Annotated in this window: 13 protein-coding genes and 1 pseudogene; 6 read left to right on the top strand and 8 right to left on the bottom strand. The window is 66.1% G+C overall.

Annotation, left to right across the window (positions count from 1 at the left end; genetic code table 11):
* On the top strand, positions 1 to 966 hold the full coding sequence (locus K3U93_RS01450; protein ID WP_083009083.1) for an NADPH:quinone oxidoreductase family protein: 966 nt from the start codon (positions 1 to 3) through the stop codon (positions 964 to 966).
* Between the two features lie 9 nt (positions 967 to 975).
* On the opposite strand, the gene K3U93_RS01455 is transcribed toward K3U93_RS01450, so the two are convergent.
* The 6 genes and pseudogenes from K3U93_RS01455 to K3U93_RS01480 all read right to left on the bottom strand — a co-directional run.
* Positions 976 to 2,742, bottom strand: coding sequence for a PE family protein (locus K3U93_RS01455; protein WP_083009085.1), 1,767 nt, complete (start codon positions 2,740 to 2,742; stop codon positions 976 to 978).
* A gap of 51 nt (positions 2,743 to 2,793) precedes the next feature.
* A complete protein-coding gene (locus K3U93_RS01460) occupies positions 2,794 to 4,575 on the bottom strand; it encodes a PE family protein (RefSeq protein WP_083009087.1) in 1,782 nt (593 codons plus the stop codon).
* Between the two features lie 210 nt (positions 4,576 to 4,785).
* Positions 4,786 to 6,525, bottom strand: a complete 1,740-nt coding sequence (locus K3U93_RS01465; protein ID WP_083009089.1) for a PE family protein — start codon at positions 6,523 to 6,525, stop codon at positions 4,786 to 4,788.
* Positions 6,526 to 6,801: 276 nt separating this feature from the next.
* Positions 6,802 to 7,629, bottom strand: a complete 828-nt coding sequence (locus K3U93_RS01470; RefSeq protein ID WP_071512599.1) for a tyrosine-protein phosphatase — start codon at positions 7,627 to 7,629, stop codon at positions 6,802 to 6,804.
* A 1-nt stretch (position 7,630) separates the two neighbouring features.
* Positions 7,631 to 8,842 carry an acyl-CoA dehydrogenase family protein gene (locus K3U93_RS01475; RefSeq protein WP_083009180.1) on the bottom strand — a complete coding sequence of 404 codons (1,212 nt, stop codon included), beginning with the start codon at positions 8,840 to 8,842 and terminating at the stop codon, positions 7,631 to 7,633.
* A gap of 82 nt (positions 8,843 to 8,924) precedes the next feature.
* Positions 8,925 to 9,968 (bottom strand): annotated as a pseudogene (locus tag K3U93_RS01480) (IS110 family RNA-guided transposase); the annotation flags it as partial.
* 331 nt (positions 9,969 to 10,299) lie between these two features.
* On the opposite strand from K3U93_RS01480, the gene K3U93_RS01485 reads away from it, so the two are divergent.
* The 4 genes from K3U93_RS01485 to K3U93_RS01500 are packed head-to-tail and all read left to right on the top strand — an operon-like array spanning position 10,300 to position 13,656.
* Entirely contained in the window at positions 10,300 to 10,761 is a 462-nt protein-coding gene (locus K3U93_RS01485; protein WP_083012494.1) for a nuclear transport factor 2 family protein, read from the top strand.
* Between the two features lie 19 nt (positions 10,762 to 10,780).
* A complete protein-coding gene (locus tag K3U93_RS01490) occupies positions 10,781 to 11,890 on the top strand; it encodes a Re/Si-specific NAD(P)(+) transhydrogenase subunit alpha (protein WP_083012446.1) in 1,110 nt (369 codons plus the stop codon).
* Between the two features lie 9 nt (positions 11,891 to 11,899).
* Complete coding sequence (locus K3U93_RS01495; protein ID WP_083012448.1) at positions 11,900 to 12,226, top strand: NAD(P) transhydrogenase subunit alpha part 2; 327 nt, start codon at positions 11,900 to 11,902, stop codon at positions 12,224 to 12,226.
* Positions 12,223 to 13,656 (top strand): NAD(P)(+) transhydrogenase (Re/Si-specific) subunit beta, encoded by a 1,434-nt coding sequence (locus K3U93_RS01500; protein ID WP_083012450.1) that lies wholly within the window; start codon positions 12,223 to 12,225, stop codon positions 13,654 to 13,656. Before K3U93_RS01495 ends, K3U93_RS01500 begins: the two co-directional genes overlap by 4 nt.
* A gap of 7 nt (positions 13,657 to 13,663) precedes the next feature.
* Here K3U93_RS01500 and K3U93_RS01505 read toward each other — a convergent pair whose 3' ends face one another.
* A complete protein-coding gene (locus K3U93_RS01505; RefSeq protein WP_139797196.1) occupies positions 13,664 to 13,789 on the bottom strand; it encodes a hypothetical protein in 126 nt (41 codons plus the stop codon).
* A 159-nt stretch (positions 13,790 to 13,948) separates the two neighbouring features.
* Here K3U93_RS01505 and K3U93_RS01510 point away from each other — a divergent pair, with 159 nt between their 5' ends.
* Positions 13,949 to 14,572 carry a TetR/AcrR family transcriptional regulator gene (locus tag K3U93_RS01510; protein ID WP_071512595.1) on the top strand — a complete coding sequence of 208 codons (624 nt, stop codon included), beginning with the start codon at positions 13,949 to 13,951 and terminating at the stop codon, positions 14,570 to 14,572.
* Between the two features lie 140 nt (positions 14,573 to 14,712).
* Here the strand turns inward: K3U93_RS01510 and K3U93_RS01515 are convergent, their stop codons facing one another.
* Positions 14,713 to 16,206, bottom strand: a complete 1,494-nt coding sequence (locus tag K3U93_RS01515; RefSeq protein WP_083012452.1) for a PE family protein — start codon at positions 16,204 to 16,206, stop codon at positions 14,713 to 14,715.
* Between the last annotated feature and the right edge of the window lie 14 nt (positions 16,207 to 16,220).

A 16,220-nucleotide genomic window follows, 5' to 3' on the forward strand; every position in this document is an offset into this window, starting at 1 on the left:
ATGAAAGCCTGTGTGGTACAAGAGCTGTCCGGGCCGGACGGCATGGTGTACACCGATATCGACGACGTCAGCGACGGTAACCACGTCGTCATAGACGTTCGCGCCGCCGGGGTTTGCTTTCCGGACTTGCTGCTGAGCAAGGGCGAGTACCAGCTGAAGTTGCCGCCGCCGTTCGTGCCCGGAATGGAAGCCTCGGGCGTGGTGCGTTCCGCGCCCGCGGGATCGAGTTTCCATGTAGGCGAGCGGGTTTCGGCGTTCGGAATCCTGGGAGCCTACGCCGAGCAGGTGGCCGTTCCGGTGCCTAACGTGATGCGCAGTCCCGCGGAACTCGATGACGCCGAAGCGGTTTCGTTGTTGGTGAACTACAACACCATGTATTTCGCGCTGGCTCGCCGCGCCGCGATGCGGCCGGGCGACACGGTGCTGGTGCTGGGTGCCGCCGGCGGGGTGGGCACCGCGGCGATCCAGGTCGCCAAGGCGATGGGCGCGAAAAAGGTGCTGGGCGTGGTGCACCGGGAGGCCGCGGCCGATTATGTCGCCTCGCTCGGCGCCGACTTCGTGGTGCCGCTGTCCGACGGCTGGGCCGACCGGGTGCGTGAGCACACCCACGGACGCGGGGTGGACATCGTCGTCGACCCCATCGGGGGTTCCGCCTTCGACGACGCGATCCGGGTCCTGGCGGTCGACGGCAAGCTGCTCGTGATCGGCTTCGCCGCGGGCGGTATCCCCACCGTCAAGGTCAACCGGCTGCTGCTGCGCAACGTCAGCGTGATCGGTGTCGCGTGGGGCGAGTACCTCAACAAGGTCCCCGGTTCGGCGGCGTTGTTCTCCTGGGGGCTAAGCCAACTGGTTTTCCTGGGGCTGAGACCGCCTCCGCCCCAACGCTATCCGTTGTCGGAGGGCCAGGCCGCGTTGCAGAGCCTGGCCGACGGCGGTGTGCTCGGCAAGCTCGTGCTCGAACCGTAGCGCCACCGATCAGGGCGTCGGGTGCGGTGCGCCGGTCAAGATGGTTTGAAGTGCGAGCACGAAGATCAAGAACTCGACACCGCCGGAGACCGTGCCCAGCCCGACATTGGCGGCAATCGGATCGCCGATCGCGTTGATGAGCCCCTGAATGGGCTGGCCACCGATCGCTTGCGAAATCCCGTTCAGGAACAGGTTGGCGTCATACGACGGCAGAGTGGTGGTGAGGGCGGTGGCGATGTCCGCCGTCGGAAGCAGGGTCGCGTACGCCGTCGAGGCCGCGGACGCGATGTCGTTGACGAGCGCGGTGTTCGCCGCCTGGATGCCCGAGATGGCGCCGTCGAGCGCGGAGACCACGGACGTTCCGGTGGGCAGGGCCAGCGCGCCGGGCGCCGCGAGGTTCGACGTGAGCGCGTGCGATATGCCCGACAGGTCCGGCAGCGACGGGAGGCCCTGTGCGGACAAGGTATTGGCGGCGGCGACGATTCCCTGCTGGGCCCCGCTGAGCAGGTCGCCGGGCAGCGCGGCGGTCGCGGCGAGCGGCGGGAACAGGCCGAACGGCGTGGTCACATTCGCCGGTCCCGTCGACCAGCCATAGGCCGGGTCGCCGTAGCCCCAGTTGACCAGGTACCGCAAGTCCGGCTGGAGCAGGTTGGCGAGCGGGTTCCCGACGTACGGAATTGCGCGCAACGGGTCCAGCAGCGGCAGGTTCTGGGTCGGAATCATGTGGTAGACGGTGCCGCCGTTGTAGCCCGGGGACGTCGGCAGGGTAATGGCCGATTCGATCTGTGCTTGCGAAATGGTGAGATATGTGGGGTGCACGAACACGATGCCCGCAACGGCATTGAGGTCGGAGAGGAAGTCGATCGGGTACTGCGGAAAATCGGCAAAGCCGTCGTATTCGAGCGTGTTATTGATAACCGTGTACCCGGTATTTGACGCCATCCCGCCGTAGAAGGGCAGGCCCAGACTCGGAATGTTCAGGTCGGGGAAGCGCGCGAGCAGGCCGCCGTTGGGCGTCATCTCGTTGCCGACCAGCACGAAGTTTACGGCCGAAGTCGGTATGTGGGCGGCGGCGAGCTGCGGCAGTTCCAGCGCGGCGAGGATGGCGCCCTGCGAATAGCCGAAAACGTTGACCGGGGTGTTTCCCAGCGTGATCTGTCCACTGGGTCCGATGAGGGCGTTGTTGAGGATCGTCAGGCCCCGGTCCACCGATATGTTCAAGGTCAGGTCCTTGATGCCGGTGATCGGATATAACCCCTCGGGAGTGAATACGGCTTGCAAATTGGCGGTGGTGAAAAACGGGGAAATGTATTTGCCGTAAGCCTCGGCCACGTAGCTTAGCGACGGGATCGGCACGCCGCTGGCACCCAAGATCAAAGAAATGGCAACGGGTTCCGCCGTGGCCGCGTTGGCCGCCGCTACCCCCGCGGCACCGGCGGTCGACGGCGCCAACAGGGCCTCGGCCGGCGCGGCGAGTCCGCCGAGCGCGCCCGAGGCCGCGATCTCGGCCTCCGTGTAGGCGCTCCCGGCGCCGGCCAACGCCGCAGCGAACCCGTCGTGAAACACCGCCGTCTGTTTGACGAGCGCCTGGTACTCCTGGGCGTAAGCGTTGAACAGCGTCGCCGTCATCGCCGAGACCTCGTCGCCGGCCGCGGCCACCACACCGGTTGTCGCGCCCGCCGCGGTCTCGTTGGCCGCGTTGATCGCCGAACCGATGGCCGTCACGTCCGCGGCCGCCGACGCGATTATCGGTGGTTGCGTGAGGACGTATGTCATCGGCTCAAATCCTTTCCGGGCCTTTCCATACCGGCGCGCCGTCGGCGCCGTTTAGGCGAGACTGTTCAAGTCGGCGACAATCGTGTCAGCCGCGTGCTCGAAAACGCGGAATTCGAAACCGCCTCCGAGCGTGGCCAATGCGACGTCGGCGGCCACCGGAGCGCCGAATGCATAGATCAGTCCCCCGGTGGGGTCGCCATTGATCACCTGCTGCACCCCGTCCAGGAAGAGGTTGGCGTCATAGGACGGCACAGAGGTAAACAATGCCGTCACGATGTCGGCCGTCGGAAGCAGGGTCGAATAAGCCGTCGAGCCGGCGTCCGTGAGCGCGTTGGTGATTCGGCTGTTGGCCGACTGCAGGGCGGCGATGAAGCTGTCGGGCGAGGACAGCGCCGACGTCAGTCCTGTGGGCAGGGGATAGGGCCCGCCGGTCCCGATCGATCCCGTGATCGAGGCCAGGCTGGGCGGTGAGAGAGACGGGATCCCGGCGATCCCGGCGCTGATGTCGCCGGTGAAGGCGCCGATTCCCTGCTGGGTTCCGCCGGCCAGGGCGGCAAGGACGGCTCCCGGGCTGACGGGCGGGATCACCCCGAACGGCGTGGGAACATTGGGCGGGTCAGGCGACCAGCCCTGGCTGGTGCTGCCGTAGCCCAGGTCGACCAGGACTTTCAAGTCGGGTTGGACCAGGTCCGCGATGGGGTTACCGATGACCGGTATCGCCCGCACCGGATCCAAAAGCGGCAGATTCTGGGTTGGCAGGATGAAGTACTGGGTCAGCGGATTGCCCACCGTGTTCGTCAGTTGGATAGCCGAATTGATCTGATCGAGTGTGTAATACGGATACGTTCCGTGCAGCTCGACGATCCCCATAAAGGCGTTGAGGTCGGACAGGAAGTTGATGGGGTATTGCGGGAAGTCGGCGAAGCCGTCGTATTCGATCGTGAAAATCTGGGTCGGGAAGGAATTGTCTGGAGTCGCGGTGCCGAACGTCAGGCCCAGGCTCGGCAGGCTCAAGCCCGGGAAGCGTGAGAGCAGGCCGCCGTTGGGGTTCGCCGGGTCACCGATCAGCGAGAAATTCAGGCCGACACCGGGGGGCAGCAGGCTTCCGCCCGGCGTGTTGGTGGGGTTGAGCACCTGCATCTCCAGCGAGGCGATGATCGCGCTCTGCGAGTAGCCGAAGACGTTGATCGTGTTTGTGCCCGAGCTGACCAACGACTGAATCTGGTTGTTCAGGATCGTGAGGCCTCGGGCGAGTGATATGTCGAGGGTCAGGTCCTTGACGCCGGTGAGCGGATACAGGCCCTCGGGCGTGGCGAGGCCCATCGCGGTGCCCACGGTGTAAAAGGGCTTGACGAACAACATGGTGAGCTGGTTGATGTAATCGGTCGCCGGTATCGGGTATCCGCTGGCGCCCATGACGACGGTGACGGTCGTGGCCTGGCCGGACAGCGCCTGGATTATCGGAGCCGCGACCCGGGTCGCGCTCACCGCCGAGGTGGTGCCGCCGAGCAGCGAAAAGGTGTCCGCTTCCAGGGAACCCAGCGCATTCGACGCCGCGGTTTCGGCGCCGGCATAGGCGTTACCGGCCGCGGACAACGCCGCAACGAACTCGTCGTGGAATGCCGTCGCCCGCTGGAGCAGCGCCTGGTATTCCTGGCCGTACGCACCGAACAGGGACGCGGTGAGCGCCGACACCTCGTCTTCGGCCGCCGCCACCAGGCTGGTTGTCGGTGCGGCGGCGGTCGCTCTGGCCGCGCTGATTGCCGAACCGATCTCCGACACATCCGTCGCGGCCCCCGCCAGCAATTGCGGCTGAATAGTCAAGCCCGTCATCGGCCAGTTCCTTTACGACTAGGTGCTGATAACCTGATAACACTGTCAAGCCGATGATCCGGCGAACCCGTCACCGTGAAGCCAGCAGTGGCCAGCGTAGATCGATCCCACCCCGTTTTTCGGCGGTTTGCGCCAAAGCCATTCCGCCCACGGATGCTCGGGGCTGAAATGGTCTCCGCTTCAGCGGCCTTCAGCCGCGAAAGACGGCTGTCAGTTGGGGCCCGGGTTCGGTGTCCCGGTCAAGATCGTGTCGAGCGCATTCTCGACGGTTATGAGTTCGAAACCGCCCGCGAGCGTGCTCAGGCCGACGTTGGCCGCGATCGGATCGCCGAACGCATTGATGAGTCCCTGAATGGGTTGGCCGTTGATCGCCTGCGAGATCCCGTTCAGGAACAGGTTGACGTCATACGACGGAAGCGAAACGGCAAGGGCCGTACCGATGTCCGCCGTCGGAAGCAGCGTCGCGTAGGCGGTCGAGAAGTCGGTCGTCAGGGTGCCGACGATGTTGCTGTTCGCCGACTGGATGCTCGAGATGATGCTGTTGATGGTGGATGGTATGGACGCCGGGGCGGCCAGGGGCAGTGCGGCACCCGACGATCCGGCTCCCGCAAGCAGGCTCGTCAGCGACAGGGCGGGCAGCGACGTCGGTGTCAGGGAGGACAGGTCGCCGACGAAGGCGCCGAATCCCTGCTGGGCGCCGCTGATCAAGTCGGGCCCCAGGGCCGTGGTCGCGCTCAGCGGCGGCAAGAACCCGAACGGCGTCTGCACGTTGGCAGGTCCGGTCGAGAAGCCGTACGCCGGGTTGCCGTAGCCCCAGTTCACGAGATATGTCAGATCCGGTTGCACCAGGTCCGCGAGCGGGTTGCCGATGAGCGGGATGGCACGCAGCGGCTCGAGCAGCGGCAGGTTCGTGGTGGGAATCATGTTGTAGGTGGTCATGGACGGCGCCCCGGACTGCGGCAATTGGAAGGCCGTGTCGAGTATCGCTTGCGTCAGGTGCGGGTAGGTGCCGTGTATGAACACGATGCCCGCAAGGGCGTTGAGGTCGGAGAGGAAGTCGATCGGGTATTGCGGGAAGTCGGCGAAGCCGTCGTATTCGAGCGTCCAGATGGTGGTCGGGAAGTCATTGCTCGGCGTCGAGGCGCCGAATGTGACACCGAGGCTGGGGAGGCTCAGGTCGGGGAAGCGCGAAAGCAGGCCGCCGTTGGGATTGGCGGGATCACCGAGCAGGGTGAAGAACGCCTGGACCGGCGACCCGCCCGTTCCGTTTGTAAAGCCCTCGGCGAGGAGTTTCGGCATTTCCAGCGAGGCGATGATCGAGCTCTGCGAGTACCCGAGAATGGAAACGGCCTGGCTGGTGCCGGGCTGGATCGCCAGGTTGATGGCGTTGTCCAGCTCGGTGACGCCGCGGGCCAGGGATATGTCTAAGGTCAGGTCTTTGACACCGGTGAACGGATACAACCCCTCGGCCGTGGACACGGCCTGGAGAGGTCCCGTGAAATCCTGCAAGTAGAGGCCGGCGACGCTTTGCAGGTAGGCCATCGACGGTGTCGCGGTGCCGCTGCCGGTCATGATTAGGTTGGCGACGACGCTCGGGTCCGCCCCCTGCGTTACCGCCGCGAATACCGGGTTGGCCGTGGCACCGCCGGCGAGCCCGAGCGTGCCGGCGATCTCGGCTTCGGCTTGCGTGTAAGCGTTTCCGGCGGCGGTCAGCGTCGCAACGAACTGCTCGTGGAATACGGCCGCCTGTTGGAGGAGCGCCTGGTACTCCTGGCCGTACGTGCCGAAAAACGTCGCGGTGATCGCCGACACCTCGTCTTCGGCCGCCGCCACCAGGCTGGTTGTCGGGCCGGCGGCGGCGGCCTTGGCCTCGTTGAGCGCCGAACCAATTGCCGAAGCATCCGCGGCGGCCGTGGCCAAGAGCTGTGGCTGGGTGATCAAGCTCGTCATCGGCGTTTCCCTTCCGGACGCACGAGTTCCCGTATTGGTACCGACGACGCTGCCAAACCGATGACCCGGCGCATCGCTGAACCGGCACGCAGCTAGCTTAGAGCGATCACGCGGTCGTGTTGGCGTTTTGCGCCACTGTATTTGGTTCTTCCCCGCCCGCGGGCCGAGCGTGACAATCCGGCCGGCGACGGCTCGCGCCGCCGCGGTCGGCCGGCACCGCGGTCCTCGTGCGAAAACCGTTGCAGCCCTGGCGTTTTCCATGGTGCCCGACTGGAGTCAGGCGAGCAGCGCACCCCGCAGCCGGTCGAGGTCGGCCTCGGTGACATCCGCGTCACGCAAATACCCGTCCAGCGACCCGAATTCCTCGTCGATCGTTTGGCGGGCGGCGCCCAGGTACTCGGGACGGACGCCGAGAACCCCGTCGGAAAGCCGGGCCTCGGTGAAGGTCACCACCTCCGGGGTCAGTTCGGTGTCCGCGCGCTGCCGGATCATCTCCGAGATCCGGGCCCGCAGCTCGGGCACGGCCTCATTGCTGCGCAGGAAGTCGGCGACGATGGTGTCGCGATCGACGCCGATCGTTTCCAGCACCGTCGCGATCACGAAGCCGGTGCGATCCTTGCCCGCGAAGCAGTGGGTGAGCACGGGGCGCCCGGCGGCCAGCAGTGTGATGACGCGGCGCACCGCGCGTTGCGCTCCGTTGCGTGTCGGGAATTGCCGGTACTCGTCGGTCATGTAGCGAGTGGCAGCCTCGCTCACCGACTCGTCGGAGTCGCCGCCTTCGCCGGTCAGGAGCCGCTGGAATGCGTGTTCGTGGGGCGCCTGGCCGTCGGTGTCGGACTCGTCGTCGGCGAGGTCGGGGAAGGGCAGCAGGTGGATGTCGACGCCGTCGGGAACCCGTCCCGGCCCGCGCCGGGCAACCTCACGGTTTGCGCGCAGGTCGGCCACGTCGGTGATTCCCAGCCGCCGCAGCGTTTCCCGGCCGTCGTCCTCCAGCCGGCTCAGCTCGCTGGACCGGAACAGCCGCCCGGGGCGGAGCGCCGCGGTGCTTTCCGCGACGTCACGGAAGTTCCACGCGCCCGGCAGTTCTCGCAAAGTCGCCGCCATGTCAGGTGACCGCCGCGGCGAACGCGGATCGTTCCCGGCCGATCTCGGTGCGCGCGATGGTCCGCATGTGCACCTCGTCGGGCCCGTCGAAGATCCGCATGGCGCGATGCCAGCCGTATAGCCGGGCCAGCACCGTGTCGTCGCTGACACCGGCGGCCCCGTGCACCTGGATGGCCCGGTCGATGACGTCGCAGGCCACCTGCGGCGCCACCGCCTTGATCTGTGAGACCAGCAGGTGGGCGGCCCTGTTGCCGTGCTGGTCGATCGTCCAGGCCGCCTTCTCGCACAGCAATCTTGCTTGGTCGATCTCGTTGCGGGACTTGGCAATTGCTTGCTGCACGACGCCCTGCTCGGCCAGCGGACGGCCGAACGCCACCCGGTTTTTGACCCGGTCCACCATGAGGGCCAGCGCGCGTTCGGCCCCGCCGAGCGCGCGCATGCAGTGGTGGATGCGGCCGGGTCCCAGCCGGGCCTGGGCGATCGCGAAGCCTGCGCCCTCTTCGCCGAGCAGATTGGTGGCCGGCACCCGGACGTTGTCGTAGATCACCTCGCAGTGGCCGTGCTGGTCCTGCCAGCCGAACACCGGCGTCGAGCGGACAATCGTCACGCCGGGAGTGTCCATCGGCACCAGGACCATCGACTGCTGCTGGTGGCTTGCCGCGTCGGGGTTGGTGCGGCCCATCACGACGAGGACCTTGCAGCGCGGGTCCGATGCGCCCGACGTCCACCATTTGCGGCCGTTGATGACGTAGTCGTCGCCGTCGCGCGTGATCGTGGTCTCGATGTTGCGGGCGTCGCTGCTGGCGACCGCGGGCTCGGTCATCGAGAAGGCGCTGCGGATGTCGCCGTTGAGCAACGGTTGCAGCCACCGGACGCGTTGCTCGTCGGTGGCGAACATGTGCAGGATCTCCATGTTGCCGGTGTCCGGGGCCGCGCAATTCAGCGCCTCGGGCGCGATCTCCAGGCTCCAGCCGGTGATCTCGGCCAGCGGAGCGTATTCCAGGTTGGTCAGGCCAGACTCGGCCGGCAGGAACAGGTTCCACAGGCCCCGCTCCTTGGCCCTGGTTTTCAGCTCCTCGACGACCGGCGGGACGGTGTGGTCGTGCGGGCCGGCCTCGTCGCGGTATTTGTCGTATTCGGCCTCGGCCGGAAAGACGTACTCGGTCATGAAGTCGGACAGCCGCTTGTGATAGTCGACGGCCTTGGCCGACATCGCGAAGTCCATGTCCGCCACGATAGGACACGCGCGATATGCCGGCGCGAGCAATGCGGCGCGAGCAGTAGCTCCTATGTCAAGCTGCGCTGGGTTGGGTGCGGGCTTGGTAGTCCTTGAGGAGTCGGCGGTAGACGTTGCGGGATATGCGGCGTTTGATGCAGCGTCGTGCTGCGGCTTTGGTTTTTCCGTTGGCGATAAGCCGTTGGTAGTAGGCGTGGGTTTCGCTACTGGTGATGCGGATCTGGGTGAGGGCGATGCGATGGATGGCGGTGTTGATTTGGCGGTTACCCGAGCGGCTTAATCGCACTTGACCTTCGGTGTTGCCTGACCATACCGGGATGGGGGCTATTCCGGCGTGGCAGGCGAAGGCGGCCTCGCTTTTGAACCTGTCCACTGCGGCGGCTTCGCCGACGATTTTGGCCGCGGTCAGCTCTGCGCAGCCGGGAATGTCGAGCAGTGTGGGAGCCACGTCGCGGACCCGCTCACCGAGGCGCTTTTCTAGGGTGTCGATCTCGGTGGTGAGTCGGATGATGTCGGCGAGCTCGGCGCGCGCCATTTCGGCCACCACGCCTGGCTGGGTGTCCAGCCAGGCCGCTAGGGCTTGCTGGTGTTTGATCGCTCTAAGCGCACGCGGTGCTGGCTCGCGCTCGGGGTCGAGCTCGTGGACATGCCAGCGCAGCCGACTGATCGTCGACGTGCGGTGGGCGACAAGGACATCACGGCGATCGGTGAGCAACTTCAACTCCCGCGAGATTTCATCATGGGAAGCGACGGGCAGGTCGGGTTCGCGCAGCACCGCCCGCGCCACCGCCTGGGCATCGATCGGATCGGACTTACCCCGGGTCCGCGCCGACTTACGCACCGCGTGCATCAACTTCGTCGGCACCCGCACCACCTGCTGCCCGGCGCTCAACAGGTCGCGCTCTAGGCGCGCGGACATATTCCGGCAGTCCTCGATACCCCAGATCAGTGCGGTACCGAACTGCTCACGGGCCCATAGGACAGCCAGGGTGTGACCGGCTGTGGTGGCCTTGACCGTCTTCTCACCAAGCTTGCGGCCGACCTCATCAACGGCGACAAAGGTGTGTTTGCGCTTGTGCACATCAGCTCCAACAACAACCATGAAGGTTGCCTCCTTCACTTCCTGGATGGGGGTGTTGAGGTTGGGCCGGTCGGCGGACACATCTCAGTCGGGGCGAATGCCAGGCTCCTATCAAGTCACGCCGGCCGGTCCATCTCACCGGTGCCGGCACTACTGCTCAACGCCAACCCGCAGGCGGCAACACAAAATCGAGCCAGACACCAGTGATCCGGAACCAACCACCACGCGCGGCACCTGTCACGAAGACACGCCCCAACACGGCACACCCACCCTGACACTAAGACACAGAATCGCCCAAAACCACGTGGTTTTGGGCGATTCTGTGTCTGCTCACGGGGGGAGGATGGGCCTCATGACCGAAAGCCGCCCCCCGTTTCCGCCGTTCACCTTCGAGACCGCCATCCAGAAGGTTCAGGCCGCCGAGGACGCCTGGAACACCCGCGACCCCCAACGCGTCAGCCGGGCCTACACGCCGGACTCACACTGGCGAAACCGCGGCGAGCACATCATCGGCCGGGACCAGATCGTGGCGTTCCTGACCCGCAAGTGGCAGCGCGAACTCGACTATGCGCTGCGCAAGAGCTTGTGGGACTTCCACGGCAACCGCATCGCGGTGCGGTTCCAGTACGAGTGCCACGATCACACCGGCCAGTGGTACCGCAGCTACGGCAACGAGCTGTGGGAGTTCACCCCGTCGGGGTTGATGGCGCGCCGCGAAGCCAGCATCAACGACGTGCCGATCGACGAATCCGAGCGCCGCTACTTCGGGCCCCGCCCGGCGTCGGAGCGCGGCCAGGAGATCCCGCTCTGGTGACGCCGGTAGGGTACGCGCCATGACAGATCCGCAGACGACGGTCGGGGTCGTCGCCGAGTCCGGGACCGGCGAGCGACGCGTCGCGCTGGTCCCGAAGGCGGTCGCGTCGCTGGTCAACAGCGGTGTGGCGGTGGTGGTCGAGTCGGGCGCGGGCGAAGGGGCGCTGCTTCCCGACGAGCTCTACACCGAGGCCGGGGCCAGCATCGGGGACGCGTGGGCCGCCGACGTGGTCGTCAAGGTCGCACCGCCGACGGCGGGCGAGGTCGGCAAGTTGCGCAGCGGGCAGACGCTGATTGGCTTCCTGGCGCCCCGCAACGCCGACAACGCGATCGGCGCGCTCACCGAAGCCGGGGTGCAGGCATTCGCGCTGGAGGCCATCCCGCGAATCTCGCGGGCCCAGGTGATGGATGCGTTGTCGTCGCAGGCCAACGTGGCCGGCTATAAGGCCGTGCTGCTGGCGGCCTCGCAGCTGACCCGCTTCTTTCCCATGCTGACGACGGCGGCCGGGACCGTGAAGCCGGCCACCGTCTTGGTGCTCGGTGTCGGTGTGGCCGGGCTGCAGGCGCTGGCCACGGCCAAGCGGCTGGGCGCGCGGACCTCCGGCTACGACGTGCGTCCCGAGGTGGCCGACCAGGTGCGGTCCGTGGGGGCCCAGTGGCTCGACGTCGGCATCTCAAAAATTTCCGCGTCCGGCGAGGGCGGGTACGCCCGTGAACTCACCGAAGACGAGCGCGCCCAGCAGCAGAAAGCCTTGGAAGAGGCGATCAGTGGATTCGACGTGGTGATCACCACGGCGCTGGTTCCGGGCCGGCCCGCGCCGCGACTGGTGACCGCCGCGGCGGTCGAGGCGATGAAGCCCGGCAGCGTGGTGGTGGACCTGGCCGGGGAAACCGGGGGCAACTGCGAACTCACCGAGCCCGGACGGACGGTCGTCAAGCACGGCGTCACCATCGCCGCGCCGCTGAACCTGCCGGCAACCATGCCCGAGCACGCCAGCGAGCTGTACAGCAAGAACATCACGGCGCTGCTGGACTTGCTGATCAAGGACGGCAAGCTGGCCCCCGACTTTGACGACGAAGTCGTCGCGGCGTCCTGTGTGACCTTGAACGCGGACAGTAAGGACGCATAAATGTCTGGGATGTACGACGAGCTGTTGGCCAACCTGGCGATCCTGGTGTTGTCCGGATTCGTCGGGTTCGCGGTGATCTCCAAGGTGCCCAACACGCTGCACACGCCGCTGATGTCGGGGACCAACGCCATCCACGGCATCGTGGTGCTGGGCGCGCTGGTGGTGTTCGGGGAGGTCGAGCATCCGTCGCTCGCGGTGCAGATCATCCTGTTCGTGGCGGTGGTGTTCGGCACGCTCAACGTGATCGGCGGTTTCATCGTCACCGACCGGATGCTGGGCATGTTCAAGGGCAAAAAGCCTGTGCCGCAGGGCAAGTCGGATGAGGCCGCGAAATGAGCTACCTGGTTACGGTCCTCTACATCATCGCGTTCGCGCTGTTCATCTACGGGTTGATGGGCCTGACCGGGCCCAAGACCGCGGTGCGGGGCAACCTGATCGCCGCGGTGGGCATGGCCATCGCGGTGGCGGCGACGCTGGTGAAGATTCGGCACACCGACCAGTGGGTGCTGATCATCGCCGGCCTGGTCGTGGGTGTGGTGCTCGGCGTCCCTCCGGCACGGCTGACCAAGATGACCGCCATGCCGCAGCTGGTGGCCTTCTTCAACGGCGTCGGCGGCGGCACCGTCGCGCTGATCGCATTATCGGAATTCGTTGAGACAAGCGGTTTTTCGGCCTTCCAGCACGGCGAGTCGCCGACGGTGCACATCGTGGTGGCGTCGTTGTTCGCCGCGATCATCGGGTCGATCTCGTTTTGGGGATCGATCATCGCGTTCGGCAAGCTGCAGGAGCTCATCTCCGGATCGCCGATCGGCTTCGGCAAGGCCCAGCAACCGGTCAACCTGCTGCTGTTGGCCGCGGCGGTGGCCGCCGCGGTGGTCATCGGCGTGCACGCGCATCCCGGCACCGGTGGGGTGTCGCTGTGGTGGATGATCGGCCTGCTGGCCGCCGCCGGTGTGCTGGGCCTGATGGTCGTGCTGCCCATCGGCGGCGCCGACATGCCGGTGGTCATCTCGCTGCTCAACGCGATGACCGGGCTGTCGGCCGCGGCGGCGGGTTTGGCGCTGAACAACACCGCGATGATCGTGGCGGGCATGATCGTCGGCGCGTCGGGTTCGATCCTGACCAACCTGATGGCCAAGGCGATGAACCGGTCCATTCCCGCGATCGTGGCGGGCGGTTTCGGCGGCGGCGGCGTGGCCCCCAGCGGCGGCCCGGATGGTCAAGGCGGCGACAAGCAGGTCAAGTCGACGTCGGCCGCCGACGCGGCGATTCAGATGGCCTACGCCAACCAGGTGATCGTGGTCCCCGGCTACGGCCTGGCCGTCGCGCAGGCCCAGCACGCCGTCAAAGACCTGGCCAATCTGCTCGAAGCCCGTGGCGTGCCGGTGAAATACGCGATCCACCCGGTCGCGGGCCGGATGCCGGGGCACATGAACGTGCTGCTGGCCGAGGCCGAAGTCGACTACGACGCGATGAAGGACATGGACGACATCAACGACGAGTTCGCCCGCACCGACGTCACCGTCGTCATCGGCGCCAACGACGTCACCAACCCGGCGGCCCGCAACGAGACGTCCAGCCCGATCTACGGCATGCCGATCCTCAACGTGGACAAGTCGAAGTCGGTGATCGTGCTCAAACGGTCGATGAACTCCGGCTTCGCGGGCATCGACAACCCGCTGTTCTATGCCGACGGGACCACGATGCTGTTCGGCGACGCGAAGAAATCCGTCACGAAGGTCGCCGAGGAACTCAAGGCTCTCTAGGAGTTTCCTAGACGGGCGGGTAGGCCTGCGGCGGATATCCGTTGCCGTCGGTGACCCCGCGCAGACCCCAGGGGACGTACTTGAAGAAGAACTCGATCTCGTCGCTCATGTCGTAGTCCGGACTCGGGTCCATTGGTCCACCCCTTAAGGTCGCGACTTGGTTCGTCAGCGAGTTTAGTCCCATCCGCATCGGCGCGACACCCAGCGTTTTAAACTGTCCAACCAGTTGATTGATAATTTGCCTTGCCGGGGGTTTACTCGCCCCTGCCGGCAGTGACGATAGTGAGTACCGATGCCATCCGAGAACGGGCTAACGCGCCGCGAGGAGTTGCTGGCCGTTGCCACCAAGCTGTTCGCCGCCCGCGGCTATCACGGTACCCGGATGGACGACGTCGCCGACGTGATCGGCCTGAACAAGGCGACCGTCTACCACTACTACGCCAGCAAGTCGCTGATCCTGTTCGACATCTACCGCCAGGCGGCCGAGGGCACGCTGGCCGCCGTGCACGACGATCCATCCTGGACGGCGCGTGAGGCGCTCTACCAGTACACGGTCCGCCTGCTCACCGGGATCGCGGCCAATCCCGAGCGGGCCGCCGTCTACTTCCAGGAGCAGCCCTACATCACCGAGTGGTTCACCGCCGAACAGGTCGCTGAGGTCCGCGAGAAGGAGGCTCAGGTTTACGAGCACGTGCACGGGCTCATTGACCGCGGGATCGCCAGCGGCGAGTTCTACGAGTGCGACTCGCACGTGGTGGCCTTGGGCTACATCGGGATGACGCTGGGCAGCTATCGCTGGCTGCGGCCGAGCGGACGGCGCACGGCCAAGGAAATCGCCGCCGAGTTCAGCACCGCGCTGCTGCGGGGGCTGATCCGCGACGAGTCGATCCGCCAGCATTCCCCCCTCGGGCCTTGAGGCCGTGCCCACAATCGGGTCTTAGCAGTGTCTTAGCAGCCGCGAGCGTGACGCCACTGCGAAAATCCGGGCGCGTTTTCGCACTGACGTCACGCTCGCGGGCATCCGGGCAGGCCGGCGGTGGCCGCGACAGGTAGGAATCAATTCAACACCGGCGGAATGAGTTTGAGTACGTCCCCGGCGCCGCCGCTGAGCACCGACAGCAGTGTCGTGCTCGGTTGGCCGAGGAAGAAGTTCAGGCCCGGATCGATCGAGGGGACCCACGGGTAGGCGTTGGGGAACAGCGACGGCGACAACAGCCCGGCCTCCACCCCGATTTCCACCGCGGCGCCGTAGGGTCCCTGCACGGCGCCCAGGGCCAGGTCGGGGATGATCGTGAACGGGTTGCCGATCGAGAACAGCCCGGCCGGGGTGGGGATGTTCGCATAGTTGAGGCCGGGTCCGTAGTCGGCGTAGCCCATGTCGACCAGCACCCGCAGATCGGGCTGGAAGATGTCGGCGATCGGGGGACCGGCGTAGGGGATGTCGCGGATCGGCTGCAGCAGCGGCAGGTTCTGGGTCATGAGCATGTAGTAGTTGGTGCCGGTGTAGCCCGGAGACGTCGGCAGCGGCACGGCGTTGGCGATCTGGGTCGCCGTCATGAGCGGATACGTGTTGTGCACGAAGAAGTAGCCCATAAAGGCGTTGAGGTCCGAGATGACATTGAGCGGGTACTGGGGCAGATCGGCGATGCCGTCGTATTGGGCCGTGAAAATCGTGGTCGGGTAGGGCGAATTCGGCGGGGTCGCGCCGTTGAACGCCACATCCAGGAACGGGATATAGAAGCCGGGGAAGCGCTCGAGGATGCCGCCGACGGGGTTGTTCGGATCACCGACCAGCATGAAGGACAGCTGGCCTTGATAGGGCGAGCCCGCCGCCATAAGGGCGTTTATTTCGTTGGTGGCGATCGTGGCGCTCTGCGAGTAGCCGAAAACGAGGGCGCTATTTCCCTGCGCGAGCACCCCGGTGGTGGGATTGAGCAGCGCGTTGTTCAGGAGGGCGACGCCCTGGGCGACGGACTGGCCGAACGTCATGTTGCCAAGCTGCGGGGTCACCGGCCAGAACTGCTCCGGCGTGAACAGGCCTTGCGGGATGGCCGAAGAGAACAGGGGATTGGACCTGATGTACGAGTTGAAAATGGCCGCCACATAGTCGGCGTCGGGTAGCGGGTTATTGGTGCCGCCCATGATCAACGCATAGAGCGGGTCCCCGGAGGTTAACTTCATGATCGACGTCAACGCACCGCCCGAACTGCTGGCGACCGGCGCCTGCCCGAACAGCTCGTTCGATACGTGAGACATCAGCGCCGCGTTGGCGGCCTCGGCCTGCGCGTAGGTGTTCGCCGCGGCCGCCAGGGCCTGGGTGAACTCGTTGTGAAACGCCGCGGCTTGCGAGACGATCGCTTGGTACTCCTGGCCGTATGCGCCAAAGAGATTCGCGATGGCCGCCGAGACCTCGTCCTCGGCCGCGGCCAGCAAGCCGGTTGTCGGGCCGGCCGCATTCGCGCCGGCGGTGCGAATCGCCGTACCGATGCTTTCCACCTCGGCGGCCGTCGATGCCAGCACCTCAGGGGCAGCGGTGAACAAATACGACATCTCCCCGTCCTTCC

Source organism: Mycobacterium malmoense (assembly GCF_019645855.1).
In the GTDB taxonomy this organism is placed as follows: Bacteria; Actinomycetota; Actinomycetes; order Mycobacteriales; family Mycobacteriaceae; genus Mycobacterium; species Mycobacterium malmoense.